Annotated in this window: 24 protein-coding genes and 1 riboswitch; of the genes, 10 read left to right on the forward strand and 14 right to left on the reverse strand. The window is 69.1% G+C overall.

Annotated elements, in window-relative coordinates:
• Window positions 1-93: 93 nt before the first annotated feature.
• From OG225_RS03655 to OG225_RS03695, 9 genes are read right to left on the reverse strand one after another with little or no spacing between them, the layout of a single operon-like run.
• The gene (locus tag OG225_RS03655; protein WP_405180399.1) at window positions 94-279 is read right to left on the reverse strand and encodes a hypothetical protein; all 186 of its coding nucleotides are present in this window, start codon (window positions 277-279) and stop codon (window positions 94-96) included.
• Window positions 276-1,934: a dipeptide ABC transporter ATP-binding protein gene (locus tag OG225_RS03660; protein ID WP_405180400.1), complete on the reverse strand. Its 1,659-nt coding sequence runs from the start codon at window positions 1,932-1,934 to the stop codon at window positions 276-278. The genes OG225_RS03655 and OG225_RS03660 overlap by 4 nt, the downstream gene beginning before the upstream one ends.
• On the reverse strand, window positions 1,931-2,803 hold the full coding sequence (locus OG225_RS03665) for an ABC transporter permease (RefSeq protein WP_405180401.1): 873 nt from the start codon (window positions 2,801-2,803) through the stop codon (window positions 1,931-1,933). Before OG225_RS03665 ends, OG225_RS03660 begins: the two co-directional genes overlap by 4 nt.
• 41 nt (window positions 2,804-2,844) lie before the next feature.
• Entirely contained in the window at window positions 2,845-3,852 is a 1,008-nt protein-coding gene (locus OG225_RS03670; RefSeq protein ID WP_405180402.1) for an ABC transporter permease, read from the reverse strand.
• Between the two features lie 3 nt (window positions 3,853-3,855).
• On the reverse strand, window positions 3,856-5,475 hold the full coding sequence (locus tag OG225_RS03675; RefSeq protein ID WP_405180403.1) for an ABC transporter substrate-binding protein: 1,620 nt from the start codon (window positions 5,473-5,475) through the stop codon (window positions 3,856-3,858).
• A 40-nt stretch (window positions 5,476-5,515) separates the two neighbouring features.
• Window positions 5,516-6,049, reverse strand: a complete 534-nt coding sequence (locus OG225_RS03680) for a GNAT family N-acetyltransferase (RefSeq protein ID WP_405180404.1) — start codon at window positions 6,047-6,049, stop codon at window positions 5,516-5,518.
• The gene (locus OG225_RS03685) at window positions 6,046-7,005 is read right to left on the reverse strand and encodes an ABC transporter substrate-binding protein (protein WP_405180405.1); all 960 of its coding nucleotides are present in this window, start codon (window positions 7,003-7,005) and stop codon (window positions 6,046-6,048) included. The genes OG225_RS03680 and OG225_RS03685 overlap by 4 nt, the downstream gene beginning before the upstream one ends.
• A 33-nt stretch (window positions 7,006-7,038) precedes the next feature.
• Entirely contained in the window at window positions 7,039-7,824 is a 786-nt protein-coding gene (locus tag OG225_RS03690) for an amino acid ABC transporter ATP-binding protein (protein WP_405180406.1), read from the reverse strand.
• Window positions 7,821-8,840, reverse strand: coding sequence for an amino acid ABC transporter permease (locus OG225_RS03695; RefSeq protein WP_405180407.1), 1,020 nt, complete (start codon window positions 8,838-8,840; stop codon window positions 7,821-7,823). Before OG225_RS03695 ends, OG225_RS03690 begins: the two co-directional genes overlap by 4 nt.
• 180 nt (window positions 8,841-9,020) lie before the next feature.
• A riboswitch (SAM riboswitch) is annotated at window positions 9,021-9,116 on the reverse strand.
• Window positions 9,117-9,411: 295 nt separating this feature from the next.
• Between OG225_RS03695 and OG225_RS03700 the strand changes: the two genes are divergently transcribed.
• Window positions 9,412-10,098, forward strand: coding sequence for a hypothetical protein (locus tag OG225_RS03700; protein WP_405183180.1), 687 nt, complete (start codon window positions 9,412-9,414; stop codon window positions 10,096-10,098).
• Window positions 10,099-10,275: 177 nt separating this feature from the next.
• Here the strand turns inward: OG225_RS03700 and OG225_RS03705 are convergent, their stop codons facing one another.
• The 5 genes from OG225_RS03705 to OG225_RS03725 all read right to left on the reverse strand — a co-directional run bounded on the left by OG225_RS03705 (window position 10,276) and on the right by OG225_RS03725 (window position 15,824).
• Entirely contained in the window at window positions 10,276-11,424 is a 1,149-nt protein-coding gene (locus OG225_RS03705; RefSeq protein ID WP_405180408.1) for a glycosyltransferase, read from the reverse strand.
• A 47-nt stretch (window positions 11,425-11,471) separates the two neighbouring features.
• The gene (locus OG225_RS03710) at window positions 11,472-12,212 is read right to left on the reverse strand and encodes an LppM family (lipo)protein (protein ID WP_216909932.1); all 741 of its coding nucleotides are present in this window, start codon (window positions 12,210-12,212) and stop codon (window positions 11,472-11,474) included.
• A 276-nt stretch (window positions 12,213-12,488) separates the two neighbouring features.
• Entirely contained in the window at window positions 12,489-13,289 is an 801-nt protein-coding gene (locus OG225_RS03715) for a carotenoid biosynthesis protein (protein ID WP_405183181.1), read from the reverse strand.
• Between the two features lie 341 nt (window positions 13,290-13,630).
• Window positions 13,631-15,199, reverse strand: coding sequence for a phytoene desaturase family protein (locus OG225_RS03720; RefSeq protein WP_405180409.1), 1,569 nt, complete (start codon window positions 15,197-15,199; stop codon window positions 13,631-13,633).
• A 7-nt stretch (window positions 15,200-15,206) separates the two neighbouring features.
• The gene (locus OG225_RS03725) at window positions 15,207-15,824 is read right to left on the reverse strand and encodes a GNAT family N-acetyltransferase (RefSeq protein WP_405180410.1); all 618 of its coding nucleotides are present in this window, start codon (window positions 15,822-15,824) and stop codon (window positions 15,207-15,209) included.
• Between the two features lie 147 nt (window positions 15,825-15,971).
• Here OG225_RS03725 and OG225_RS03730 point away from each other — a divergent pair, with 147 nt between their 5' ends.
• The 9 genes from OG225_RS03730 to mraY all read left to right on the forward strand — a co-directional run bounded on the left by OG225_RS03730 (window position 15,972) and on the right by mraY (window position 26,544).
• A complete protein-coding gene (locus OG225_RS03730) occupies window positions 15,972-16,412 on the forward strand; it encodes an SAV_6107 family HEPN domain-containing protein (protein WP_216909928.1) in 441 nt (146 codons plus the stop codon).
• A 126-nt stretch (window positions 16,413-16,538) separates the two neighbouring features.
• Window positions 16,539-16,967 carry a DUF3040 domain-containing protein gene (locus OG225_RS03735; RefSeq protein WP_405180411.1) on the forward strand — a complete coding sequence of 143 codons (429 nt, stop codon included), beginning with the start codon at window positions 16,539-16,541 and terminating at the stop codon, window positions 16,965-16,967.
• Between the two features lie 599 nt (window positions 16,968-17,566).
• The gene (gene mraZ, locus OG225_RS03740) at window positions 17,567-17,998 is read left to right on the forward strand and encodes a division/cell wall cluster transcriptional repressor MraZ (RefSeq protein ID WP_405180412.1); all 432 of its coding nucleotides are present in this window, start codon (window positions 17,567-17,569) and stop codon (window positions 17,996-17,998) included.
• Between the two features lie 173 nt (window positions 17,999-18,171).
• On the forward strand, window positions 18,172-19,161 hold the full coding sequence (rsmH, locus tag OG225_RS03745; protein ID WP_405183182.1) for a 16S rRNA (cytosine(1402)-N(4))-methyltransferase RsmH: 990 nt from the start codon (window positions 18,172-18,174) through the stop codon (window positions 19,159-19,161).
• A gap of 52 nt (window positions 19,162-19,213) precedes the next feature.
• On the forward strand, window positions 19,214-20,083 hold the full coding sequence (locus OG225_RS03750; protein WP_405180413.1) for a hypothetical protein: 870 nt from the start codon (window positions 19,214-19,216) through the stop codon (window positions 20,081-20,083).
• Window positions 20,080-21,972 (forward strand): penicillin-binding protein 2, encoded by a 1,893-nt coding sequence (locus tag OG225_RS03755; RefSeq protein WP_216909922.1) that lies wholly within the window; start codon window positions 20,080-20,082, stop codon window positions 21,970-21,972. Before OG225_RS03750 ends, OG225_RS03755 begins: the two co-directional genes overlap by 4 nt.
• A 121-nt stretch (window positions 21,973-22,093) precedes the next feature.
• Window positions 22,094-23,761 (forward strand): UDP-N-acetylmuramoyl-L-alanyl-D-glutamate--2,6-diaminopimelate ligase, encoded by a 1,668-nt coding sequence (locus OG225_RS03760; RefSeq protein ID WP_405180414.1) that lies wholly within the window; start codon window positions 22,094-22,096, stop codon window positions 23,759-23,761.
• 121 nt (window positions 23,762-23,882) lie between these two features.
• Window positions 23,883-25,397: a UDP-N-acetylmuramoyl-tripeptide--D-alanyl-D-alanine ligase gene (gene murF / locus OG225_RS03765; RefSeq protein ID WP_405180415.1), complete on the forward strand. Its 1,515-nt coding sequence runs from the start codon at window positions 23,883-23,885 to the stop codon at window positions 25,395-25,397.
• Window positions 25,398-25,467: 70 nt separating this feature from the next.
• Window positions 25,468-26,544: a phospho-N-acetylmuramoyl-pentapeptide-transferase gene (gene mraY, locus OG225_RS03770; protein WP_109526247.1), complete on the forward strand. Its 1,077-nt coding sequence runs from the start codon at window positions 25,468-25,470 to the stop codon at window positions 26,542-26,544.
• Window positions 26,545-26,581 lie beyond the last annotated feature (37 nt).

Below are 26,581 nucleotides of genomic sequence, written 5' to 3' on the forward strand. Positions count from 1 at the left end.
GCGAGGCGGGCGGCATCGTCGCCAAGCGCGCGCTGACCGGGGGCCGCCGACAGGAACTCGGGGTCCGCCGGCGGGTGAGAAGGATCGACTTGCTCATCGCGCCTCCCAATCGATGAGCCGGTGCGCCGTGGGCCCGGCGGCACCCGCGAGATCGGGGGCGAACAGGTACGCGGAATGCCACAGGGCCGAACGCGATTCCGACCGCGTGCGCGCCCGGAAGAAGGCGCGCAGGCGCGCCGATATCGCTGGTCGTCCGGTGTGCTGCTCGGAATTCGTCATCGGCGCGAGTCCTCGAGTGTGGGAATGGCGGAGAGCAGTTCGCGGGTGTAGTCGTGTCGCGGGTTGTCGAAGATCGCCTCGGTCGTCCCTGTCTCGACGACGCGGCCGTGACGCATGACCGCCACCCGGTCGCTGATGCGGCGCACCACCGCGAGGTCGTGGGAGATGAACAGGTAGCTCAGGTTCAACTCGGTTTGCAGGCGGTCGAGCAGTTCCAGGATCTGGGCCTGCACCGAGGCGTCGAGCGCGGAGACCGGTTCGTCGAGGACGAGCAGATCCGGGTGCAGGGCGAGCGCGCGGGCGATGGCGACGCGCTGACGCTGTCCGCCGGACAGTTCCGCGGGGCGGCGCTGGTCGTAACCGCCGGGCAGGGAGACCTGATCGAGCAGTTCCCGAACCCGCGCCCGCCGCTGCGCGCTGTCGCCGACGCCATAGGCGCGCAACGGTTCCTCCACGATCCGCGCCACCCGCCAGCGCGGGTCGAGTGAGGCGTAGGGATTCTGGTAGACGATCTGGAACCGCTGGCGTAGTCGTCGCAGCCGCGACCCGCGCAGGCCGTTCAGATCGTGGCCGTCGAAGGTCACGGTGCCGCTGTCGGGTTCGGTGAGGCGCAACGCGATACGCGCCGTCGTCGATTTGCCCGAACCGGATTCGCCGACCAGCGACAGGGTTTCGCCGCGCGCCAGTTCGAATCCCACACCGGAGACCGCCGTCACCGTCGCGCCGCGCGCGCGGAAACTCTTGTGCACGTCGCGCAGCGTCAGCAGCGGGGGACCGGCGTCGGCGCGGGCCGGACGGAAACCGTCGAACGGCGCGAGGCTCGGCGACGCCGCGAACAGCCGCTTGGTGTACGGGTGGCGCGGATGCCGAAGCACCGTCGAGGTCGGCCCGGATTCCACGATCTCGCCGCCTTCGAGCACCACCACCCGATCCGCGCGTTCGGCCGCGATGGCCAGATCGTGGGTGATGAGCAGTACGGCTGTCCCGCGCGCCGCGGTCTGCTCGGCCAGTCGGTCGAGCACCCGGCGCGCGACGGTGGCGTCCAGCGCGCTGGTCGGCTCGTCCGCGATGACCAGATCCGGTTCGGCGATGAGCGCCGAGGCGATCAGCACCCGCTGGCGTTGCCCGCCCGACAGTTCGTGGGGGTACTGGCTCGCGCGCAGTTCCGGCCGGTCGAGTCCGGCGTCGGCGAGCAGCCGCAGTGCGCGGTCACGGGCCGAGCGCCGGTCTGCGATGCCGTGCACGATCAGCGTTTCGGCCACCTGGTCGCCGACGCGGCGCACCGGATTCAACGACAGTCCGGGATCCTGCGGAACGAAACCGATCCTGGCCCCGCGTAGTGCGCGCAGCGTGCGCTCGTCGTCGGGGCGCACCGGCTTTCCGTCGAAAACCACGGTGCCGCCGGTGATCTCACCCGCCGACCCGAGCAGTCCGATCACCGCCTGCGCCAATGTCGATTTTCCCGAACCGGATTCGCCGACCAGGGCGACCACTTCGCCCTTCGCGATGGTCAGCGAGACACCGTCGAGTGCCGTCACCGGGCTGTTCTCACCCCGGTAGCGCACGCGCAGATCGTCGACGCGCAGCAGAGCGGGGGCATCGGCGGGCGTGTTCTCGTCGGCGCGTGCGATATCGACGTCGAGTGAGCGGCTCATCGGTCGGAATCCCTTCCCGCGGCGCGGCCGAGCCGCTGGGCGGCGATCACGACGGCGATGATCACCAGGCCGGGAAGCGTGGTGAGCCACCAGGCGGTGGCGAGGTAGTTGCGGCCCTCGGAGATCAGCGAACCCCATTCGGGGGTGGGCGGCTTCGCGCCGTAGCCGAGGAAGCTCAGGGCCGAGACCGCAAGCACCGCCATACCGAATTCCACCGCGGCCAGCGCGACGACCGGCTGATAGGAATTGGGCAGCACGTGCCGTGCGAGCACCGTGTACCAGCGCACCCCCGACGCGTGTGCCGCCTCCACGTAGGTCGCCTGCTTGACCCGAAGCACTTCCGAGCGCATCACCCTGGCGAAATTCGCGACCAGCGAGACACCGACGGCGATCGCCACATTGCGGGTGCCGAAGCCGAGTGCGGTGACCAGCGCCAGCGAGAGCAGCAGCGACGGAATCGACAGCAGGACGTCGACCACGCGCATGATGGCGGTGTCGACCAGACCGCCGACCGCCCCGGCCAGCAAGCCGAGCAGCGTTCCGGCGATCAGCGCGATCGCCACCGCCGACAGTGTCGCGGTGAGCGAGAGCCCGGCCCCGTGCACCATCCGCGTGTAGAGGTCGCGCCCGATATTGTCGGTGCCGAACCAGTGTTCGGCGCTCGGCCCCTGGAGTTTGTCCGAGGGCACCCCGGTCAGCGGATCGCCACCGGCGAACACCGAGGGGAACAGCGCCCAGCCGACGGCGAGCAGTGCCACCGCGGCGGCGACCAGCAGACCAGCGTTGTCGAGCAGGCTCCGCCACCGCACCGCGGGGCGGATCGACAGCGGCAGCGTGGCGCGCCGGGAATCCTCAGCGACGTCGACCATGCGCCGTCACCCCCGTGTCACCCGACGGGTCGTAGCGGGATTCAGACACGAACCGCCACCTCCTCGATGGTCTTGTCGGTGGATGTCTCGGCGGCCGGGTCTCCCGCACGCCGCGCCCTACCCGCGATACGCGGATCGAGCAGGGGATAGAGCAGGTCGACGAGAAGGTTGACGCTCACGAACACCACCGAGGTGAACAGCACGATGCCCTGAACCATGGGAATGTCCTGGGCCATGACCGAGGTCTGGGTCAGCCTGCCGACCCCGGCGCGGGCGAACACCGTCTCCACCACCACCGAGCCGGCGAGCATATTGCCCACGAGCACACCGGCGATGGTGAAAGTCGGCACGCTGGCCGGGCGCAGCACGTGGGTCCGCTGCACCCACCAGCGCGACCCGCCCTTGGCCAGTGCCACCTCGACGAACGGCTGACGCCATGTCGATTCGAGTCCGGCGGCGAGCACCTGGGCGATGACGGCCCCGATCGGGACGGCCAGCGTCAGCGCGGGGAGCACCGTGCCCGCGAAACCGTGCCCGCCGAACGCGGGCGCGAGCCGCCAGTGGAACGAGAACAGTTGCAGCAGCAGCAATCCGGTCCAGAAGGTCGGCACCGACACCCCGAGCGACGGCAACGCGGCCAAACCGTTGCGCAGCCACGGCCGCCGGGTGTAGGTCGCGGCGAAAGCCAGCGCGACCCCGCCGACCGTCGCGAACAGCAGCGCGAGCCCGGCCAGCGCGAGCGTGTCCGGCAGGGCGTCGCCGATCGCCCGCGTCACCGGCTGACCGGTGACGATGGAATGGCCGAGATCCCCGCGCACCCCGTGCCCCAGGGCGGTCAGGTACTGGTCCCACAGCGGCTTGTCCAGCCCGTAACGCGCCTGTAGTTCGGCGACGGCGGCCTTGTCCACCGGGGTGCCCGCGCCGCCCCCGTCGGCCGCGATCGAGACCGGGTCGGCGGGCAGCAGGAACAGCACCACGAACGAGAGGGTGAACGCCGCCCACAGCACCCAGATCGCCTGCAGGACGCGAAGGGCCAGATAGCGCGCCATGGGTCAGCGCCCGCTCAACCAGGTGTCGAAGAACTGCAGACGTGCCGACGCCTCGAATTTGAGATCCCGCACGGTCCCGGACGCGCCGATGGCCTGCGAGAGTTCGACCGTGGGTACCCACAGACCGGCCTCGAAGATGCGCTGCTGGGCGGTCTGGATCAGTTGGGCGCGCGCGGCGGTGTCGCCCGCGCTCAACTGGCTGTCGAGAACTTCGTCGAGCGCCGGAATAGCTTCGCGCGCACTGAAATTACGCCCAGCGAGTCCGAACGAGGTGCGCAGGATGTCCCCGTCGGCCCGGGTCGAGTTGTAGTAGACGCTGTCGAAATCCTTGGAGTTCTGTCTGGCCGTCACCTCGGAGATCGAGGCCAGGTCCAGTTTCAGATCGACGCCGACCTGGCGCAGTTGCTGCTGCACCAGCTCGAGAATCGCCTGGTTACCGCCGAACACCTGGCTGAACAGCACACCGAAGGACAGCCGCTCGCCGTTCTTCACCCGGATCCCGTCACCGCCCGGCGTCCAGCCCGCCTGATCGAGGAGGGTCTTCGCCTTGGCCGGGTCGTAGCTCAGCTGGGCCGAGAGATCCTTGTAGCCGGGGGTATTGGCGGCCAGCACGCTCGTGGCGGGCTTGAACTGCGGCCCGAGCACGGTATCGATCAGCTGCTGCCTGTCGATCGCGGGCAGCAGCGCCTGGCGCACGGCGGGATCGCGCAGCGGACCCCGGGTCACATTGGGCTGCAAACCGAACGTGACGCCCGGATTGGGGGTGCTCAGCAGTCGGCCGCCCGCGGCCTCGAGCTGCGGGACGTCCTGGACGAGCGCGTCGCTGATCGCGTCGAGCTGACCGGAGGTGAGACTGCCCGTGCGCACCCCGGATTCGGGGACGACGGTGAATTCGATGCGGTCCAGATACGCCTCACCGCGATGGGCGAAGACATCCGAACCCCAGTTGTATCCGGCGCGTTTGGCCAGCGTCGCCGAGGCGTCCTGACGCCAGCCCGCGTAGGTGAACGGCCCGCTGCCGATATTGTCGCCCACGCATCTCTGCTCGGCGGTTTTCGCGGTGGTGCTGTCGGCGAGCAGACCGAGCTGCGTGGTCGAGCTGGCTTGCAGGAATTGCGCGTTCGGTTTGCTGAACTCGACCCTGGCGGTCAATCGGTCCACCGCGGTCGTGCCGACGTAGTTGGTCAGATAGCTGGTGCCCAGCGGTGCCTTCGCCCCGCCGAGCTTCACGATCGCGTCGAAATTGCGTTTGACGGATTCGGCCGTGACCGGGGTGCCGTCACTGAAGGTGACACCGTCGGCCAGGTGATAGGTGAAAACCTTCGCGTCCGGGCTCACCTCCCAGGTGCGGGCGAGCCACGGCTTGATCGCACCGGTCGCCGGATCCTGATCGGTCAGCGAGTCGACGATCTGCCGGGCGACGTAGATGGTCTGGTTGGTGCCGGACTGCGCCGGATCCGAGCAGGTCGGCGCCTGGGAGAGTCCGTAGCGCAACGTGCCGCCCGGCTGCGGAGGCCCGGCTGCGCCACCGGAACTGCCCGAATCGCTGCCGCAGGCCGCCAGACTCGCCGCCGCGGTGACGGCGGCGGCGATGGCCGCGATTCGGAGGCGGGATCGGATCACTGTGCTACTCCCAGGTTTTCGAGATGGTCGACATGCGGATTCACGCCACGGCTCCGATGGAATCGGATACGCGCACGTATTTTTCGAACGGATGTTTGCCGATCTGCTCGGCGGGCAGGTCGGGGTCGTAGAGCGCGGTGTACCCGGCCGCCAGGTACAGGGCGACGGCCTCGGGCTGGCGCGGTCCGGTCGTCAGGTAGATACGCCGATAGCCGCGACGGGCGATCTCGGCCTCCAACTGCTCCAGGACATACCGGCCGAGGCCCTGCCTGCGATGTTCGCGCGAGGTCCAGATGCGCTTGAGTTCGGCGGTGTCCTCGTCGTGACGTTGGAAGGCGCCACCCGCCACCGGTTCCGAATCCCGGGTGACGACGAGCAGATCCCCGTGCGGTGGCGCGAACTCGTCCGCCGGATACTCCACCAGCGAGGCGTGCACCTGGCCGGGGGATCTGCCGTAGCGGGTGCTGTACTCGACCGCCAACTCCGCCAGCAGCGGGGCGGCGAGCGGATCGGATTGGGCGACGCGGTGCACCCGCAATCCGTTGTCGGGGAAACGTGGGGCCACCGCGCTCACCCCTTCTTCGGCAGGCCGGGCGGATTGATCCGCGAATCGGTGAGCGCTTCGGTGTTCAGCCCCCAGCGGTCGATGACCTTCTGGTAGGAGCCGTTCGCGATGAGATGTTCGAGGGCCTGGTGGATGGGGGTGATCAGGCCGTTGCCCTTCTTGGTCAGCACGCCGATCTCGCCTTGCAACGCCTCGCCCGCACCGGAGAAGGTGGCCACGATCTTCGTCTGCTTCGCCGTGGCGGCGTGGTAGATCGCGGACGGGTTCGGGCCGATGTAGCCGTCGAGCCGACCGGAGGCCAGGGCCAGGTAGTAGTCGGTGGCCTGCTGGAAGTAGGCGATATCGATGGGCGCCAGGCCGTCGGCGCGGTTCTGCTCGCTCCACTTGACCAGCAGCTGCTCCTGATTGGTGCCGCTGCCGACCCCGATCCGCTTGCCCGCCAGGCTCTTACGGTCCTTGTAGTCGATCGTGCCGTTCAACGGCACCTCGAGGGCGACATTGTCGGTGCGGTAGGTGGCGAAGTCGTACTTCTCCTTGCGCTCCTCGGTCACCGTGACGTTGGAGATGAACGCGTCGACCGCGCCGGAGTCGACCCGCACGAAGTTCTGCGACCAATCCGCCACCTGCACCTCGAGTTCCAATCCGAGGACATCGGCGACCAGCGAGGCGAAATCGACCTCGGAGCCGACGGTGGTCTTGTCGTCGCTGGCGTAGAAGCGCAGCGGCGGCGCGGCTCCCGACGAGCCGGTGACGATCAGGGTGCCGCGGTCGCGGATCGCCTGCGGTACCTGGGCGGCGAGGGCGTCCACCTTGTCGGTGCGTACCCGGCCTGATTGCGCGGGACTGAGGTCGAAGGTGACCGATCCGGTTCCCTGGACGGTCTGGTCCGCGTCGGGGTCGGTGCCGCAGCCGGTGGCGAGCAGCGCCACGGCGGCCGCCACGGAGACCAGGGCGGTGAACTTCATCGAATACCTGTTCGTCGTCGGGGATTTCATGGCTCAGCGGACCCTGGACAGGAAAGCCCTGGTGCGGGGATGTTCGGGATTGTCGAGTACCGAGGCGGGCGGTCCCTGCTCGACGATCACGCCCGCGTCGAGGAACAACACGGTGTCGGCGACCTCGCGGGCGAAGCCGATCTCGTGGGTGACGATCACCAGCGCGGTGCCGCCGTCGGCGAGATCGCGGATCACGTCGAGCACCTCGCCGACCAGTTCCGGATCGAGGGCCGAGGTCGGTTCGTCGAAGAGGATGACCCGGGGCCGCAGCGCCAGCGCCCGCGCGATGGCCACCCGCTGCTGCTGGCCGCCCGAGAGTCGGCGCGGATACGCGTCGGCGAACTCGCCGATACCGACCCGGTCGAGCAGTTCCCGCGCCTCGCGTTCCACCTCGGCGCGCGGGCGGCGCTGCGCGGACAGCGGCGCCAGCGTCACGTTCTCCAGTGCCGTCAGATGCGGGAAGAGGTTGAACTGCTGGAATACGAAACCGATGCGGGAACGCTGTCGACGCACCTCGCGATCCGGCAGCGGATACAGCACATTGCGGCGCAGGCGGTATCCGATCAGTTCACCGTCGATGTGCACGGTGCCCGAGTCCAGCGGTTCGAGGTGATTGACCACGCGCAGCAACGTCGACTTGCCTGAACCCGACGGCCCGATCACCGCGACGACCTCGCCCGCGCGCACCGTCAGATCGATGCCGCGCAGCACTTCGCTGGTTCCGTAGGCCTTGCGCACGCCGCGCACCTCCACGGCGACCGCGGTCTCGACCCGTCCGGCCGCGCTCATCGGGTCGCTCCGCGCGGGGAGGCGACATCGATGGCGGCGATCTCGCGGAATTTCGCGCGCAACCGCTGTATCGGGGTCGGCGGTGTGGTCCGCTGCGCGCCCTTGGCGTAGTGGCGTTCGATGTAGAACTGGACGATCGAGAGCGCCGTGGTCAGCACGATGTACCAGACGGTGGCCACCATCAGCAGCGGCACGACCCGGCCGTTGCGGCCGTAGATCACCTGCACCTGGTAGAAGAGTTCCGCGATCGCCATCACCGACACGATCGAGGTGCCCTTGAACAGGCTGATCACCTCGTTGCTCGCGTTCGGCAGGATCGAGCGCATGGCCTGCGGCACCACCACCGTGCGAAACTGCCGCCAACGCGGGATGCCCAGCGCCGCCGAGGCTTCCAACTGAGCCGGGTCCACCGAGATGAATCCGGCCCGGATGATCTCGGCCGAGTACGCCGCCTGATGCAGCGCCAATCCGATCACCGCCGCGGTGAACCCGCTGATGACACCGTTGACGTCGAAACTGAAGAAGGCGGGCCCGAACGGAATTCCGATCGACATCGTGCGGTACAGGTAGGCGATGTTGAACCAGAACAGCAGTTGCACGATCAGCGGGATGGAGCGGAACGCCCAGATGTAGACCCACGAGATCACCCGCAGCACCGGATTGTTCGACAGTCGGGCCACGGCCAGCGCGGTACCGAGCAGGAATCCGAGCGCGGTGCCCCACAATGTCAACTCGAGGGTCAGCTTCAGCGCCGACAGCACCGATTTCGCGGTGACGTACTGCGCGAACGTCCCCCAGTCCCAGCCCGGATTGGTGGCCAACCCGTGCGCGAACTGCGCTACGACGACGAGTGCCGCCGCGCCGGCGACCCAGCGCCACGGGTGTCGCGCCTTCGCGACGCGGGGCGCGTCCGAGGACGCGGGCGCGGCAACGAGGTGTTCGGTCGACGTATCGGGGGTGGCTGCACCGGATTCGCCCGGTGGGGCGGTGGCGTCGGAGGCGGGCGGCGCACTCATGGCGAGTCCTTACGAGCATCGGACGCGACCGCCCCGGTCGGGCAGCGGTCGCCGCACCCGGCCAGTGTCGGGCGCACGATCTGGCGGCGGTCAGCCGCGACAGCCGGTGGAGGTGACACGGCACTGGTCGACATGGCGACGGCCCCAACGGTGGCCACTGCGGTGGATAGTCACTTCGGTCCTCCATCGTTCCCGGCGGAAGCACCCGCACCCGACGTCGCCGGGGGGTTGCTGCGACGTCGGTGAGCCAGGTCTCTCGGTCGCTCTGGATGGTGAGATCCCCGTGGCACGGATGCCGCGGGAACACGTGTCGAGCCGAAACATCATGCGAAGACGGGCAAGTGCTTCGCAAGGGTACAAATCATGGTGAGCACAGTCCTTCCGGCGACCGTCCTCGCCGACGACAATTACCCCCGTCGATCGGACAGCCCTGCGCCGAGCCGCCCCGCGTCCGTCGCGTCCTCGCGACGCGCCGAAAGATTGCCCGACCCGATAAACGCTGTTGAACAGGTTTGCGGGAGTACCCTCCTTCTCGATCGTGCCGACGATGAGGAGGTCTGTTGTGACCGTAATGCGCCGTCTCACCACGTTTGCCGCTGTCGCGACCGGTGCTGTCGCACTGGCGTGGGGTCTACCGGGCAACGCGGTGGGCGCCCCGACCGCCGACACCGTCACGCCCGCGCCGATTGCCGGACCCGGTGATCTACTCGGCGCCTACCAGGCCAATATCGACGCGCTGAAGAAGTTCGGCATGGAGCCGTTCCTCTACCCCACGGCCGCGGCGTTCTGCAACAACGCGTCGACCTTCGGACTCGTCCCCGCGGTAGCGGGCGCGGTGCCGGGACCGTGGCCCAAGACCACGGTCGCCATCCCCGGCCTCGACATGACCGCCGTCGAAGCGGGCCAGACCATGTTCACCTTCGTGCCCCTGGGCGTCGTGTCCGACACACCGTCCGACACCGGGATGCGCGTGGTGTGGCTCAATGTCAGCAACGGCCGCACCGGGTCGGCGGCGATGGGACCGATCGGGAACATCCTGGTCGCCATGATCCCGCCGGAAGTACCCGCCGAGGTCCGTCCGCTGGCCGAGAAGGCCGTCCAGGACTTCTTCCTCTCCGCTCTCCCGGTCGGCGGTGTCCGTGCGGTTCCCGTCGACACCGGTAAGGGCACCGTCCTGGCCGCGGTCTTCGGCACGGTCCAGAACGGTAAGCAGTCCTGTTTCTTCCTGCCGACCGTCGGCATGACCACCGTCGCCTGACGATTCGCCGGGTCCTCCATCGGTGGTCGCTAGGGTCACCTCGGGGCTGGTACCCGAGGGCACATCCTTCTCGAGGCCCGTCGGCGTACACGTCCACATACTCCCGGCCGCCGCGCGGAGGGGTCGGTCCGTACGGCGGCGCCGCGTCGACGAGGTCGCGCCGAACCGGCCGAACGGTCACCGGCGGGGCAGGGAGCGGCCCTTCCAGGTGAGCGTGTCCCGGCGGTGCGCGCGATGCGATCTGATCGACAGGGTCGTGTAGGCGAGAACCGAGACGGGATGCGCCAGTGCCGCAACGACATCGGCGCGGCTCGGCGTCGCGCCGGATTCGATCGATCGGGCCAGGAGTCGACCGGTGACGGCGGCGACGTAACCGACGATTCCGGCGCGGCGGGCGCGTCCACGCCCCGCCACAGCCGCGATCGGCGCGACCACGTATCCGAGCAGGGCGACCGCGCCGACCGCCGCGCTCGCCGGACGCGAGCCGCCGTAGGCCGACCACAGCCACCGGGTGTACCCGGCGTCGAGTTCGACCGCGCCCCGGTACATCCTGGTCCGGGCCAGCCTACCCGCGACGACGAGCACGGTCTGCCTGCCGCTGCGCCGCACCGCGCGGGCGATATCGAGATCCTCGGTCGCCGCCCCCGCCACCGTCGCGTGCCCGCCGACCGCGCGATAGGCGGCGGCGTCGAAGACCAGGAACTGCCCGCAGGCGACCGCCGTCGACGGCCACAGGCTCCGATTCGCCACCGCGACGGGCAAGGTCGACGCCCACGACCAGCACAGCAACGGCTGCGCCACCGCCTCGGCGACCGACCCGGCGTCCTGGCGCGGCCAGACCGAGACCAATGCCGCGGGTCCCCTGCGCAATTCGGCCACCGCCGCCGCGATCGCGCCGGGCGCCAACCGCACATCGGCGTCGAGGAAGACGAGCACGGCCGTATCCGCCGCCTCGGCCAGTCGGGCGCAGGCCGCGGCCTTGCCGGTCCACCCCGGCTCGGGTTCGTCCCGCGAGCGGATCACCAGGAAACGCGGGTCGCCGTCGATGGCCTTCTCCGCCGCCTCGGCGGTGCCGTCGGTGGACGCGTCGTCGAGTACGAGCACCTGTAGGCGCGGCGCACCCGACTGCGCGCGCAGATCTGCGATGAGTTCCGGCAACCGGTGCGCCTCGTCGCGCGCGGGCACGCAGACGGTGATCGGCTCGATCACCGCCGCGGATTCGGGCAGCCGCCGCACCGTCAGCCGATTGAACAGCGCTGTCGCGCAGCCGAGTACCGCGACGGCCGCGCCCGCCCGGGCGAGCACGGTGGTCGCGCCGTCTGTCATTGCCCGTACCTCGGTATCGCGCACGGATCGGACGCTTCGCCGGTCTATCAGCGGCCGTCGATGACCAGCCGCACCCAGCGGCTCAAGGAGAAGCTGCCTTCGGGATGCGGCGCGTTGGGGTTGCGATCCATGAAGGCCATCGCGGCGACGATGGCGGCGACGGCGAGGGTGATACCGCCGACGATGCCCGCCCAGCCCGCGAAGGACCTGGTGTTGGGGTCGGCGTAACTCACCTCGGCGCGCAGCGTGGAGACATCGCCGGGCGGAAGTTTCCACGACACGGTGGAATCGCCTTCGCGGTTACCGTTGGTCTTGGCGACCCTGGCCGGGAAGGCGACGGTGAACTGCACGTCGGACCCGTGCGGCGGAACCGATTTCAGATCGACCCGCCCGGTCAGGCTGACCAGATCGCCGGTGCGCTGGAATTGCAGCTGGAACATGCCCTGGGTCTGCTCGGAGAGTCCGCCCAGCTGCGAGACCTCGCCGAAGGTCAGCTCCTCGAAGAACACCTTGCTGCCGACATAACCGTCCTGATTGTACGGCTCGACGCGCACCTTGGCCGCGAGGGAATCGGGCGCCTTCAGCTCCGGTCCCTTGTCCTCGGCGCTCGTCGGCACCACCGCGGCCACGATCCGCCCGGACACCTTGTCGTTGGACGACACGCCCATCGACACCTGGACGCGCAGGCAGCCGACCAACATCGGCACCACGAAGGCCGCGAGCAGGGCGGCAGCCGCTAACCGCGTCCCGGTCCGCCGTCGTCGCGCGGGGGCCGGGGGAGCGGGCATCGTTGGCATGGGGCTCGGGTGCACGGATCACATCGTGCCAGGCATGGCGTGACAATTGCCACGCGACGGGCGCAAGGGCACGCGACGAGCCTCGCCCCGGGCCGTGTCGGGCCACTCGCCGACCTCGTGACGCGGGCTTTCCCCCGGGCGTGGCGCATCATCTCGCCGCGAACCAGAGGCCGATCCGACCGCACTGCGGGGACGACACCCACCACCTCGACGTCACGAGACGATCCGGTGTGCCGCCTTCGGCCCACCACGTGGTGTGTCGACTCGTCACCGTCCAGGACACAGGTAGCGAGCTCGCCTCAGCCGGACGAGGAGCGGAACCCCCAGCAGCCCCATTCCGACAGCGCCGTAACCGGCGGACGTGGGCAGGCCGAGAAAGACGGCGTGGGCGAGTATCGATCCGAGCCACGTCCACAGGAATACGGCCACCGGCAAGGCGGTCGTGTCGTTCCACATCGGCGCGGGGACCGCCGTCCTCGCGGCGACCCCATCCCACCACCACAGCAGCGCCGCCATGACCAGCCCCACCGCGAACCACCCGAGGTAATTCGTCACCGGGATATGCGCGAGCCCCGGCAACCCGGATTCCGAAGAACACCACGACCACTGACCATCGGCGACCATCTGCGGATCGAGGAACAGATCCCACCCCACCGCTCCGACCGCCGTCAGCCCGATCCACGACACCGCCCGTCGACTCAGCATCCCGGCCACGACCCACACCGGATACAACCCGCCGACCCACGCGAGCGGAACGATCAGCGGCACCGACCAGAGTTCGGGACCGATGCGGCCGACCGCGTACTCGTAACACCCGAAGGGAACCCCGGTAGTGGTCCCCACCGCCTCGGCGAGCAACCCGACACCGGAAACGATCACCAGCGTCCCCGCCGCGAAACGCCTCCCGCGCGTCACCGCCGCGTGGGACAGCGCCCCCGCCGCCGCCAACAGCACCACCGCCACCGTCACCCGGTCCCGCACGGCCCCCTCGGTCAGCGGATACCCGATCTGCACCACCACCAGCAGCGCCGCGAACAACGCGGGCACCCGATGCCGTGTCAGCACCAGGACCTGTCCGCGTACCGATTCCACTCGACGCGGTCGGGTGTTCACCGGGGTGGCTGTACGAGCCGCGCGGCCGATCTCGATGCCGTCGACTCCGATGGTCTCGGCCTGCGGGACAGCCGTGGCGACCCCATAGGTCTCCAGTTCGCCACTTGTCTCGCGGACCGGGGGTTCGCCGTCGGCCCCGGTGGTGTGGGCGCACGCAGTCGCCGTGGTGGTTCCGGCGACTCTATGGGTCTCCGGTTCGCCACTTGTCGGCTCGCGGGCCTCGGGCTTGCTGTCCGTAGCCCCGCCCACGACGTCCGCGGATACCGGATCCGTGGACGCGGTGCGCGCCGTTTCGCTCACCGCCTCGGGGACAGCGCGAATCGGCGGCGGGTATCGCGCAGGACCAGCCGGGCCGCGCTGCGACCGCTCGCCCCGGACACACCTCCGCCGGGGTGGGTCGACGCGCCGGTGAGATAGAGGCCGGGCGCGCCCGGCACGCGCTGACCGGATAGTTCCGGAATCGGCCGCCACATCATCATCTGGTCGAGCGACATCTCGACGTGCATGACATTGCCGCCGCGCAAACCCATTTCCCGCTCCAGATCGACCGGGGTCTGGATATGACGGCGCAGGATCGTCTCGGCGAAGCCGGGGGCGTACGCATCGACTTCGGCGACGATCCGATCGGCCTCATCCTCGGCGTGGGCCGACCAGTCGGTGCCGTCGGCGAGTCGGTACGGATGCCACTGGGCCCACAGCGAGAGCTGATGCTGTCCCGGCGGGGCGATGCTCGGATCGACGGCGCTGAAACTCATGGCCAGGACCACCGGGCGCGGCGGCAGATCACCGGCGAGCGCGGCGCCGTGCGCGAGTCGCGCCTGCCTGCGGTCGGAGACCAGGAATTGCAGTCCGCGCGCGGATTCGGTGACGGTCGCGTCCGGGTACCGGGGCAGATCCGAGGTCGCCAAGCGCACCACCATCCCGATACCGGGACCGACTCTGATGCGTCGCTCCCACCCCGCCAGCGCGTGTTCGTCGAAACCGCCCGCGCGCAACAGATCGAGGGTGGTCAGCACATGCGTGCCCGCGATGACGGTCTTCGCCGTCAGATTCCGCCCGGATTCGGTCCGCACCCGCCAGCCGTCACCCGCGCGGGTGACGGCGGTGACCGCGTCCCCGGCCGACACCACCCCGCCGTCGGCGCGCAATCGAGCGACCAGCGCCGCGGCCAACGCCCCACTTCCGCCCACCGCGCGGCCGGGCGGAAGGGTGTGCATGAGCGCGGCGAAACCGACCATCGGCGCGGTGCCCGGTTCCGACATCGGCGGCCCGGACTGGGCACCGAACCACGCCAGCGACGCCTTGAGCCGTTCATCGTGAAAACAGGTATCGAGCAGCGCGTCCCCGGATTGCAGGAATTCGCGCGACAGCGCGCTGCCACCGCCCTTCGCGTCCAGCCCCCAGAACGAGCGCAGCAGTCGCCCCGGCGTCGGTGTTCCGCCGAACGCACGCATCACCCGGGCGCTGCGTTCGCCCCAGACCCGCACGAAACGCCGGTACGCGACGGCATCTCGTTCCCCGCACGACGCCGCGATCACCGAACAGGTCCGGTCCAGGTCGCGGTGGAACACGATCGGCGGCGCGCCCGTCGACGGGTCGGCGGGGGTGAATCCCCACGGATCACAGTCGATATAGCGCAGGCCGAAGCGTTCGAGTTCCAGTTCCTCGACGATGCCGGTGTGCCGGATCATGATGTGCGCGGAGGAGCCACGGTCGACCAGGTGCCCGGGAAAACGCTCCACCGTGGAGACGGCGCCGCCGAGCACCTCGTCGCGTTCGAGCACTTCGACCGGTTCGCCCGCCCGCGCCAGGTAGCAGGCGGCCACCAGGGCATTGTGGCCCGATCCGAGCACGAGCACCGTCACGTGAACCTCACAGCGGCAGCCGTCGTCCCAGGATCGCGAAGGGCCGGGTGTCCCCGGCGAAGACGAAATTCCTGATCACGTCGTCGAAACCGACACGCCGGTACAGACGCCAGGCGCGGTTGTCCTCACCGCTGACCTCCGGCGTCGACAGGAGTACGGCCGCCTCCGGTCGATTCTCGAGCAGGCGGTGCAACAGGATCGCGCCGAGGCCCGCGCCCTGCGCGGAGGGATGCACGTGGAGTTCGGTCAACTCGAAGTAGTCGGCGAGCAGTTCGCGCGTCGCCTGCTCCGCCCTGCCCGAACGTCGTAGGCCGGTGTGCACCTGCTGATGCCACCACTGGTGCGGCGCGCCGCGATATCCGTAGGCGATGGCGACGATCGGCGAGGTCCGTAGGTCGACGTGGCCGGAATCGTCGGGCAGCAGCGCCGCGACAGCCTGCCAACCGACACGGGTGGTGTGTTCGGTCCACATGGGCGCGCGATGGTTCTCGGTGCCGCGCGGATAGTCCATCGCCGCGACGTAGACCGAGAGCACGTCGTGCAATCGATAGCGCAGATCGGCCACCGAGAAGTCGACGACGACCGGTGCGGGTGCGGGGGTGTGCTTGGGCTTGACGGCTGTCATGGCTCTCGTCGGCCGCGCGGACGCGGAAAGTTGTCGGTGGGTGTCCCTATATTCAATCTCAATTCAAACGTTCGAATACCTGTTCGGTCCGCGCGGTGGTCATGGAACACCGTCCGGCCGGGGTGTACGACAGCGAAGGGACGACTGATGTCTGGTCGGATCGAACATTCGGGAGAACCCGGCAGGGCGGGGAAACTCCTGAAGAAAGCCGATGGGCTGCTGATGGAGGCGGCGGGGGAAACCGACCCGCGCGAGCGTTTCCGCACGGCCTACCTGGCCGCGCTGCGTGGCGCAGGCGCGGTGCTCGCGTTCACCGGGGCCGACGCCGCGCCGAGGGCCCGCTCGCGCAACGCGTGGGTGCTGTTGCAACGCGCGATGCCCGAGTTCGTCATGTGGGCCGACTACTTCGGCGCGCGCTCGGAACTGCGCGCCGCGCTGGAGGCGGGATTCGACCGGGATGTCGATGATCACACGGCCGACGAGTTCTGTTCGCGGGTGGGCGCATTCCTGCACGATGTGGAGGATCTGCTCGCCACGGCGTCCCGTTTGCGACCTCCGAGAGGCCTCTCGAACGGCATGACCGCGTAACTTATCGGCGAGTAGGTGGTACGGCCTTCATCGAACTCGTATCATTGGTGTCAGATAGCCGCCAAGGTCGGCTATTTGTCGCCTACCCGGAGGCGGCAGCCACGTCCTAGTGCCGGGGGAGGTACCGTGCCACTCTCCGAGCACGAGCAGCGCATGCTCGAACAAATCGAGAGCGCGCTCTATGCTGAGGATCCGAAGTTCGCCTCGTCCGTCCGCGGCGGACGGCTTCGTTCGACCTCGAGTCGTCGCAGACTCCAGGCCGCGGCCTTGTTCGTCCTCGGTCTGTTTCTACTCGTCGCAGGGATCGCCGCTCCGGTGAAGCCCGGTGGCTTCCCGATCATCAGCTTGGTCGGGTTCATCGTCATGTTCGGTGCCGGCGTACTGCTGTTGGTCGGTGGTTCGAAGGCCGCGGGCAAGGGCAATCGCTCCACCGACGCGCCGTCCGGCGGACCGGGCGGTGGTGGTCGGGCCGGCGGGCCCGGCCGTCAGCGCAAGTCCGGAGGTTTCTCCGAACGTATGGAAGATCGCTTCCGGAGACGATTCGAGCAGGAATAGTCCGACTCGTCACGACCCTCGGCCGACAACCGCATACCGAACGCGACGCCGCACCGACCAGGTGCGGCGTCGCGTTCTCCTGCGCGCCGAGGGTCGTCCCGGTGACGGCGACCGCGCCGGACTCACCGCCGCCGGCCGGTTCTTCCCCCACTTCGCGCCACCGTCGGCCCCACCTCTCCCCACCTCGGCGCTCGCACGTGCCGTGATCGCGCGTTCGGCGGACCGCCCGCGTCGGCGTTCGCGCCGTCCGGCACGCCTTCCGCAAACCCGGCGCGCGACAAAAACCGTGCATAGCAAGGCCGTCGTGGATCGAAGCCGTCGATCACGGGGTCCGATCGGGGCCTCCGGAAGGTTTGCTGAGTGTTTTCGGGTGATTGTCCATCTGTGCCAGGCGTGTCGGTGGAACACGGAAAAAGTTCTCCACTGCGTGATAGCTGGGATGACCTGCGAAATCGGTGACGCGGGGAGCGAGATCACCGGTTGTTTCGATTGAAAGTGGGGGAAAGTGGGGTAATGTGGAGCGCGCACTACTGGAGAGTCGTACATCCGAGGTGATCGTGCTCCCCGCTACCGCGGGGTGATCCGCAGGAGGTATCGGGATGTTCCTCGGTACCTACACACCCCGGCTGGACGACAAAGGGCGGCTCACGTTGCCCGCGAAGTTTCGAGACGATCTGGCGGGAGGGTTGATGGTCACCAAGGGTCAGGACCACAGCCTTGCCGTCTACCCGAAAGAAGAGTTCGCCGCGCTCGCTCGTCGAGCCGCGGCGGCGTCTCGAAGCAATCCGCGGGCGCGCGCGTTCGTCCGGGCACTCGCCGCCGGTACAGACGAACAAAGTCTCGACGGTCAGGGCCGGATCGTGTTGTCCGCCGAACATCGCCGCTACGCGAATCTCGATCGGGATTGCGTGGTGATCGGCTCGGTCGACTTCCTGGAGATATGGGATAAGCAGGCGTGGGAGTCCTACCTCGCCGAGCACGAGGAGGATTACGCGGAAGCGAGAGACGAGTCGCTGGGCGGAATCTTCTAGCCCGAACGGAACGAGTGCCACGCGGCCTCTGCCCGGAGGCGAACCCTGACGTACTTCCCCGACGCCAGGTGTCGAATTCGGTCAGAGACCCCGCGGCATTCGTTTTCTCTCAGCGCAGCCGGCGACAACACTGTGGAACAAGGCGACCCGTGCAAGCGACGACGCGAGGCAGGATCCGGGAGGTCGAGGTGAATCGTGCACAGCCCGGCCCCCGCCATGTGCCGGTGCTCCTGCACAGAGCCGACGAGCTACTCGGGCCCGCGTTGGCCGAACCAGGTGCCGTCTACATCGATGCCACCCTCGGATTGGGCGGGCATGCCGAATATTTCCTGCGTACCTATCCGCAGTTGCGCCTAGTCGGTCTCGACCGCGACACCACGGCGCTCGGTCTGGCAGGAGACCGATTGCGGCCGTTCGAAGACCGGATCACCCTGGTGCACACCCGTTACGACGGGATCGCCGACGCGGTGAAACAGGCCGGACTCGATCCGGTCGGCTCGGTGAGCGGGATCCTGATGGATCTCGGAGTCTCCTCGATGCAATTGGACGAGGCGGACCGCGGGTTCGCCTATTCCGTCGACGCGCCGCTGGATATGCGGATGGATCCCACCACCGGTATCACCGCGGCCGACGTACTCAACACCTACAGTCACGGCGACCTCGCGCGGGTGCTCAAAACCTATGGCGAGGAACGCTTCGCGGGCAAGATCGCCAGCGAGGTGCTCCGGCGTCGCCAGCAACGGCCCTTCACCACGAGCGCCGAACTCGTCGAACTGCTCTACGCCGCCATACCGGCGGCGGCGCGGCGCACCGGTGGTCACCCGGCCAAGCGCACCTTCCAGGCGTTGCGGGTCGAGGTCAACGGCGAGCTCGATTCGTTGCGCGCCGCACTGCCTGCGGCATTGGCTTCGCTGCGGCTCGGCGGCCGCATCGTGATCATGTCCTACCAGTCGCTGGAGGACCGCGTCGTCAAACACGAACTGGCACCGCGGATCACGTCGAGGACACCGGTGGATCTGCCGGTCGAACTGCCCGGCATGGGACCGGAATTCCGGATGCTTACCCGTGGCGCGGAGAAGGCCACCGAGCAGGAAATCGAGGAGAACCCGAGGTCGGCCCCGGTCCGCATGCGCGCCGCCGAACGAATTCAGGCGGCGGCGTGACGGACTCGGGATGTTCGACCCGCGGGTCCCGCGGACTAGTGGAGGGGACAGCATGAGTATTCGGACACGCGCCGTGCCCGCGCCGGGTCGGGTCGCCCGGCGGGTTCAAGCCGCCGAAAGAGTGAAATCCGGTGCGGCACAGCGCGCCTACGCCAAGCGCAGGACGCGGGCCGAGCAGCAGTCCGATACTCCCTCGCTGCCGCGCCGGCGCGGATCGGTGATGGCCGCGCGTATTCCGTTCGTCGCCGCGATCATCGCGATGCTCGGTTGCGGACTCGCGCTCACCCTGCTGCTGACCACCCGCGCCGCCGAGGACAGCTACCAGCTCGGCGACGCCCGTCAACTCAACCGGACGCTGGCCGAGGAACGCGCCGCACTGCAACGCGATGTCGAGGCCGCCGATTCGGCGCCCGAACTCGCCGCGCGCGCACGCGAACTCGGCATGATCCCGGCCAAGGATCCGGCCCGGCTGGTCATCGCCTCGGACGGGACCGTCACGGTGATCGGCGATCCCACCCCGGCGCAGGGCGCGCCCGCGCCGCCGCTGAACGGTTCGACGGGTCCGGCCCAGGGGGAACGGGTCGTACCGGTCAGCACCGTGCGCCAGCAGCCCGCCGCACCGCAGACCAATGCCGCCTACGGCGCCAACACGTCCGCCCCCGTACCCGCACCGGTCGCGCCCGCGGTCGGTCAGGAACCCGCGGCCGTGCCGCCCGGGTCGCCGGTCCCGCTCGCGGCGGGTCAGGATCCGTCGCCCGTCGCACCGGTTCCCGGCGCGCCGGAGACACCGCAGCTCGCGGAACCGCAGACCCGGCCGGATTCCTCACAGGCCGAAACACCCCCGGCGGAGCCGATTCCGGCCGAAACCTCCCAGACGGAGGCCTTGCCGGACGAGCCGTCGCCGGACGGGGGCGCTCGATGACGCAGACTCGGCCCGCGCCGCGCAGGCGACGCGGGCCGACACCGTCCGGGGGACGTCGACCGCGCACCGCGGCCGCCTCGGATCGGCCGCTGCGGTTGCGTCTCGGGGTCGGCCGGATCGTGATGTTGGTCGCGCTCGCGGTGGTGGCCCTGCAATTGCTGTGGATCCAGAGCATTTCCGCGCCCGCGCTCTCCGAGCAGGCCGCCAGCCAGCGCACCACCAGGGATCCCGAGATCGCCATCCGCGGTCCGATCACCGACCGCAACGGCAAGGCGGTGGCCTTCACCACCGTCGCGAAAGCCCTCACCTTCCAACCGGTCCGGGTTCGCGCCGAACTCGAGGAAGCCCGCGCCAAGAGCGAGAAGGCGCCCGATCCGGGCGAGCGGCTGAAGGCGATCGCCGAGGTGATCCACGCCAAACTCGGCCCGCGCGCGCCGTCGGTGAACGAAGTGCTCGACAAACTGCGCAGCGACGAGGAATTCGTCTACCTGGCCCGGAATGTGGACGCGCGCGTCGCGGGCGATATCAGGGCGCAGTTCCGCGAGGTCGGCACCGAGGCGCAGTCGCTGCGGGAGTATCCGGGCGGTTCGCTCGGCGCCAATATCGTCGGCGCCACCGGCTGGGACGGCCACGGCCTGATCGGCCTCGAATCGTCGCTGGACGCCGTGCTGGCAGGCACCGACGGTTCGGTCACCTACGATCGCGGCTCGGACGGCGCGGTCATCCCGGGCAGCTGGCGCGACAAACAGCCCGCGGTGAACGGCAACGGCGTCGAGCTGACGCTGGATTCGGATCTGCAGTACTACGTGCAGCAGCAGGTGCAGCAGGCCCGCGAGATGTCGGGCGCGCAGGGCGCTTCCGCGGTGGTGCTCGACGCGAAGACCGGCCAGGTGCTCGCCATGGCCAACGACAGCACCTTCAATCCGGCTCTCGGTCCGCAGAACTGGGGCACCCAGAAGACCAACAACCCGTCGGTCAGTGATCCCTTCGAACCCGGTTCGGTGAACAAGATCGTCACCGCGGCCGCGGCCATCGAATACGGCCTCACGAACCCGGACGAGATCCTGCAGGTTCCCGGCGCGATCCGGATGGCGGGCGTGACCGTCGGCGACGCGTGGGAACACGGCACCGCGCCGTATACGACCACCGGCGTCTTCGGGAAATCCTCCAATGTCGGCACGCTGATGCTCGCGCAGCGGGTCGGTGAGGACCGCTACGCCGATATGGTGAACCGTTTCGGACTCGGGCAGCGCACCGGCGTCGGACTGCCGGGTGAGACCGCGGGCCAGGTGCCCGCACGAGACCAGTGGTCCGGCGGCACCTTCGCCAACCTGCCCATCGGACAGGGCCTTTCGATGTCGACGTTGCAGATGACCGGTATGTACCAGGCCATCGCGAACGACGGACTGCGTATTCCGCCGCGCATCGTCAGGGCCACGGTCGCCCCGGACGGCGCGCGCACCGAGGAGCCGCAGCCGGAGGGTGTCCGGGTGGTGAGCCCGCAGACGGCGGCCACGTTGCGCACCATGTTCCAGGCCGTGGTGCAGCGCGACAAGACCGACGCGGCGCAGAACGGCACCGGCTGGCCCGCCGCCATCGAGGGCTATCAGATCGCGGGGAAGACCGGCACCGCGCAGAAGATCGATGCCAAGTGCGCGTGCTATTCCAGCTCCAGCTACTGGATCACCTTCGCCGGTATCGCTCCCGCCGACAACCCGCGCTACGTGGTGGGGCTGATGCTCGACAACCCGGTGCGCAGCTCCGACGGCAGCGGCGGTCAGTCCGCCGCGCCGCTGTTCCACAGCATTGCCTCCTGGGCATTGCAGCGTGACCGTATTCCGCCATCGCCGGAGCCGGTCCGGCAGTTCGTTCTGCAGGCCGGTGTGTGATTCGAGTAGTCCACGCACACGAACCGGGGACAACCGCGCCGCAACACCGAGGCGCGTTGTTCCCCGGTGACCGTACGTCGGTAACCTGACTCGTCGTCCCACGATGCGTTCCTTATATCCAATGTCCCGTTCTGAGAGGAGCAAGGTGCCCGCGCAGTCCAGCTCGCACGCGCTCCGGCCCGCCGGACCGCCGTCGACGCGGCTGTCCACCGTGCTGGAGTCGACAGGCGCCCGTGGGTCGGGGCCGATCCCCGCGGACACGGTGGTGACCGGTATCGAGCAGCGTTCGAACGCGGTTCTGCCCGGCGACCTGTTCGCCGCGCTGCCGGGCGCGCAGGCCCACGGCGCGCGTTTCGCGCGTGACGCGGTCGAACGCGGCGCCGTCGCGGTGTTCACCGACGCGGCCGGAGCCGAACTCGCGGGTGATCTCGGCGTGCCGGTGCTGGTGCGCGAGACACCGCGCGCGGTCCTCGGCGAATTGTCCGCGACCCTGTACGGCAATCCGTCGCAGCGGCTGCGCATCATCGGCATCACCGGCACCTCCGGTAAGACGACCACGTCCTACCTGGTCGAGGCCGGGCTCGCCGCCGCCGGACTCTCCACCGCGCTGATCGGCACCATCGAGACCAGGATCGGCGGGCGCCGGGTGCCGAGCGCGCTCACCACGCCCGAGGCGCCGCAGCTGCACGCGATGTTCGCGCTGATGGTCGAGCAGGGTGTCGACGCGGTGGTCATGGAGGTCTCCAGCCACGCGCTGGCACTGGGCCGCGTGGACGGTGTCCGGTTCGCGGTGGGCGGATTCACGAACCTGTCGCAGGACCACCTGGATTTCCACCGTGACTTCGAGGACTACTTCGCCGCCAAACGTCGCCTGTTCGATCCTCGGTCGTCGGTGGCCGCACGCGTTCCGGTCGTCTGCGTCGACGACGAATGGGGTGCGCGACTGGCCGCCGATCTGGCCGATCCGGTCACGATCTCGACCACGGCGACCCCGGCCACCTGGACCGTCGCGGGCGAGGTGACGGCGGACGGCGGCGAACAGCGGTTCACCGCCGCCGGTCCCGGGCACTCCATCGATATGAGCCTGCGCCTGCCGGGCCGCTACAACGTCGCCAACGGACTGCTCGCGGTCGCGGTCTGCGCCGCCGCCGGGGTCGAGGCCGATATCGCCGCGCCCGCGCTCGCCACGGTCGACGTGCCGGGCCGGATGCAGCGCATCGAACGGGGACAGGATTTCCTCGCCGTCGTCGACTACGCGCACAAACCCGCCGCCGTCGAATCGGTCGTCGCCACGCTGCGCGCGCATCTGCTCACCGATTCCCCCGAATCGCCCGGCAGACTCGCGGTGGTGGTCGGCGCGGGCGGCGATCGCGACGCGGGCAAACGCGCGCTCATGGGCGCGGCGGGCGCGCGCGGCGCGGATCTGCTGATCATCACCGACGACAATCCGCGCAGCGAGGATCCGGCTGCCATCAGGGCGGCGCTGCGCGCCGGCGCGCTCGAGGTACCCGCCGAGGAGCGCGGTGAAGTGCGCGAGATCGGCGACCGGGCCGAGGCCATCGCCGCGGCCGTGGCATGGGCGCGCTCCGGCGACGTGGTGCTGGTCGCCGGTAAAGGGCACGAGTCGGGCCAGGAGATCAACGGCGTCAAACACCCGTTCGACGACAGGGACGTGCTGGCCGAGGCGCTGGAGGCGCTGACGGGCGAGCGCGGCCGCTCGGGGTCGGGCACCGGTGACGCCACGCGGGCCGACGGCCCGAACGCGGGAGTGTCGAGGGTACTGCGATGAACGGGATACCCTACTGCCGCAACGACATCGGGTCGGCGCACAATATTCAGTCGACACAGCGACGTGTTCGGTCGGCACAGCGAAGTCCGCAGAGAACGGACGCGGAGGACTTGACGATTTCATGATCGAGATGACACTGCGGGAGATCGCGGACGTCGTCGGCGGGACGCTGCACGACGTACCGGACCCACAGGCGCGGGTGACCGGTTCGGTCGAATTCGATTCGCGGCGCATCGGTTCAGGGGGTCTGTTCCTCGCGCTGCCGGGCGAACGATCCGACGGGCACGACTACGCGGCCGCCGCGATGGCGTCGGGCGCGGTCGCCGTGCTCGCGGCACGCCCGGTGGGTGTGCCCGCCATCGTCGTCAGCCCGACGCCTGCCACCGTCCCGTCGAGATCGGTTGCGCTGGCCGGTGATTCGGACGGTTCCGGCGCGGCGGTGCTGGCCGCGCTGGCCGCGCTGGCCCGCGTCAGCGTGGATCGGCTCACCGCCGCGGGCGGGCTCACCGTCGTCGGCGTCACCGGGTCCTCGGGCAAGACCTCGACCAAGGATCTGCTCGCGGCCGTACTGGCCCCGCTCGGGCCCGTCATCGCGCCGCCCGGCTCGTTCAACAACGAACTCGGCCACCCGTGGACCGCGCTGCGCGCCGACGCCGACACCCGCTTCCTCGTCCTGGAGATGTCGGCCCGCGGACCGGGCCATATCGCAGCCCTGGCCGAGGTCGCGCCGCCGAAGATCGGCGTCGTGCTCAATGTGGGCACCGCGCACCTCGGGGAATTCGGCAGCCGCGAGGCGATCGCGAAGACCAAGGGCGAACTGGTCGAGGCGCTTCCCGCCGACGGCGTGGCCGTGCTCAACGCCGACGATTCCCAGGTCGCCGCGATGGCCTCGCGCACCTCGGCTCCGGTGACGACGGTCGGACAGGCGGCGAGCGCCGATATCAGGGCCACCGACATCCATCTCGACGAACAGGCTCGCGCGGGTTTCACCCTGCACACGCCGCTGGGCAGCACCGATATCCGGCTGGCCGTGCACGGCGAACACCAGGTCGGCAACGCGCTGTCCGCCGTCGCGGTGGCCTTGGCGTGCGGGGCGGATCTGGAGACCGTCGCCACGGCGCTGTCCGGTGCGACCGCCGCTTCGGCGCGCCGCATGGACGTGCGCACCACCGACGACGGCATCACCGTCGTCAACGACTCCTACAACGCCAACCCCGATTCGGTGCGGGCCGCGCTCAAGGCGCTCGTCACCATGTCCAGGGCGGGCGCGACGCCGCGGCGCAGCTGGGCGGTGCTCGGTGAGATGGGGGAGCTCGGCGAGGAATCGGTGATCGAACACGATCGGATCGGCAGGCTCGCGGTACGCCTGGATGTTCACCGTCTGATCGTCGTCGGGACCGGAAGGCCGTCCCGCGCGATGCACCAGGGAGCGGTGATGGAAGGCTCATGGGGCGAGGAATCGATTCTCGTTCCAGATATCGGCGCGGCCATCGCGTTACTCGACGACGAAGTAGAGACGGGTGATGTGGTGCTGGTCAAGGCGTCCAAGTCGGTTGGCCTGTGGGAGGTCGCCGAGCATTTGACGAGCGCGGCACCGGCGGACGATCGCAGGGGCAGCACGGAGGCGACGCAGTGAGCGAGCGAATCGGGACGACGACCCCCGCGGCGACGCGCGCGACCGGGTCGAAGGTCAGCGAGGCGCGGTTGTGAGACAGATTCTCTTCTCGGCCGCCATCGCCCTGGCGGTGTCGATCCTGTTGACCCCGTTGCTGATCAAATTCTTCGCCAAGCAGGGATTCGGCCAGGAGATCCGGGTCGACGGCCCGGCCAGTCACCAGGCCAAACGCGGCACCCCGACCATGGGTGGCGTCGCCATTCTGATCGGCATGTGGGCCGGTTATCTCGGTTCCCACCTGATCGGCATCGGATACAACGCCGAGGGGCCGACCGCGTCGGGACTGCTCGTCCTCGGGCTCACCACCGCGCTGGGCGCGGTCGGATTCATCGACGATTTCATCAAGATCCGCAAGGGCCGCAACCTCGGGTTGACGGCCGCGGGCAAGTACGTCGGTCAGTTGACCGCCGCCGTCGTCTTCGGTGTGCTCGCGCTGCAATACCGCAACAACTACGGGCTCACTCCCGCGAGCAGGCATATCTCCTATGTCCGCGATATCACCACGGTGTCGATGGGGATCGTGTTCTTCCTGCTGTTCGTGAGCCTGATCGTGGTGGCGACATCGAACGCGGTCAACCTCACCGATGGCCTCGACGGTCTCGCCGCGGGTTCGATGAGCCTGGTCATGGGCGGCTACGTCATCATCACCTTCTGGCAGTACTACCACGCCTGCGCCACCAAACCCGAGGCCGGTTGTTACAACGTCCGCGACCCGCTCGACCTGGCGCTCGTCGCCGCGGCCGGTGCGGCGGCGTGTATCGGATTCCTCTGGTGGAACGCCGCCCCGGCCAAGATCTTCATGGGCGACACCGGTTCGCTCGCGCTGGGCGGACTGCTCGCCGGTATGGCCATCACCACCCGCACCGAACTGCTGATGGTGGTGCTGGCCGCGCTCTTCGTCGCCGAGGCGCTCTCGGTGATCCTGCAGGTTGCCGTGTATCGCACCACGCGCAATCGATTGTTCAAGATGGCGCCTTTCCATCATCACTTCGAGCTCAGTAAATGGGCCGAGACGACTGTGATCATCAGATTCTGGCTGTTGGCCGCCATGGCCTCCGCGGTCGGTCTCGGCTTGTTCTACAGCGAATATCTCTCCGCGGTCGGGTGAAACAGATGGTCGAACATTCTCCGCGAGCCCTGCGGTC

The organism is Nocardia sp. NBC_01377 (assembly GCF_045040005.1).
Classification (GTDB): Bacteria; Actinomycetota; Actinomycetes; order Mycobacteriales; family Mycobacteriaceae; genus Nocardia; species Nocardia noduli.

Bases quoted from the DNA above. Each gene is read 5' to 3' on its own strand.
- OG225_RS03655 (WP_405180399.1), bottom strand. From the start codon at position 279: ATGACGAATTCCGAGCAGCACACCGGACGACCAGCGATATCGGCGCGC.
- OG225_RS03660 (WP_405180400.1), bottom strand. From the start codon at position 1,934: ATGAGCCGCTCACTCGACGTCGATATCGCACGCGCCGACGAGAACACG.
- OG225_RS03665 (WP_405180401.1), bottom strand. From the start codon at position 2,803: ATGGTCGACGTCGCTGAGGATTCCCGGCGCGCCACGCTGCCGCTGTCG.
- OG225_RS03670 (WP_405180402.1), bottom strand. From the start codon at position 3,852: ATGGCGCGCTATCTGGCCCTTCGCGTCCTGCAGGCGATCTGGGTGCTG.
- OG225_RS03685 (WP_405180405.1), bottom strand. From the start codon at position 7,005: ATGAAGTTCACCGCCCTGGTCTCCGTGGCGGCCGCCGTGGCGCTGCTC.
- OG225_RS03690 (WP_405180406.1), bottom strand. From the start codon at position 7,824: ATGAGCGCGGCCGGACGGGTCGAGACCGCGGTCGCCGTGGAGGTGCGC.
- OG225_RS03695 (WP_405180407.1), bottom strand. From the start codon at position 8,840: ATGAGTGCGCCGCCCGCCTCCGACGCCACCGCCCCACCGGGCGAATCC.
- OG225_RS03700 (WP_405183180.1), top strand. From the start codon at position 9,412: ATGCGCCGTCTCACCACGTTTGCCGCTGTCGCGACCGGTGCTGTCGCA.
- OG225_RS03705 (WP_405180408.1), bottom strand. From the start codon at position 11,424: ATGACAGACGGCGCGACCACCGTGCTCGCCCGGGCGGGCGCGGCCGTC.
- OG225_RS03710 (WP_216909932.1), bottom strand. From the start codon at position 12,212: ATGCCCGCTCCCCCGGCCCCCGCGCGACGACGGCGGACCGGGACGCGG.
- OG225_RS03725 (WP_405180410.1), bottom strand. From the start codon at position 15,824: ATGACAGCCGTCAAGCCCAAGCACACCCCCGCACCCGCACCGGTCGTC.
- OG225_RS03730 (WP_216909928.1), top strand. From the start codon at position 15,972: ATGTCTGGTCGGATCGAACATTCGGGAGAACCCGGCAGGGCGGGGAAA.
- mraZ (WP_405180412.1), top strand. From the start codon at position 17,567: ATGTTCCTCGGTACCTACACACCCCGGCTGGACGACAAAGGGCGGCTC.
- OG225_RS03750 (WP_405180413.1), top strand. From the start codon at position 19,214: ATGAGTATTCGGACACGCGCCGTGCCCGCGCCGGGTCGGGTCGCCCGG.
- OG225_RS03755 (WP_216909922.1), top strand. From the start codon at position 20,080: ATGACGCAGACTCGGCCCGCGCCGCGCAGGCGACGCGGGCCGACACCG.
- OG225_RS03760 (WP_405180414.1), top strand. From the start codon at position 22,094: ATGTCCCGTTCTGAGAGGAGCAAGGTGCCCGCGCAGTCCAGCTCGCAC.
- murF (WP_405180415.1), top strand. From the start codon at position 23,883: ATGATCGAGATGACACTGCGGGAGATCGCGGACGTCGTCGGCGGGACG.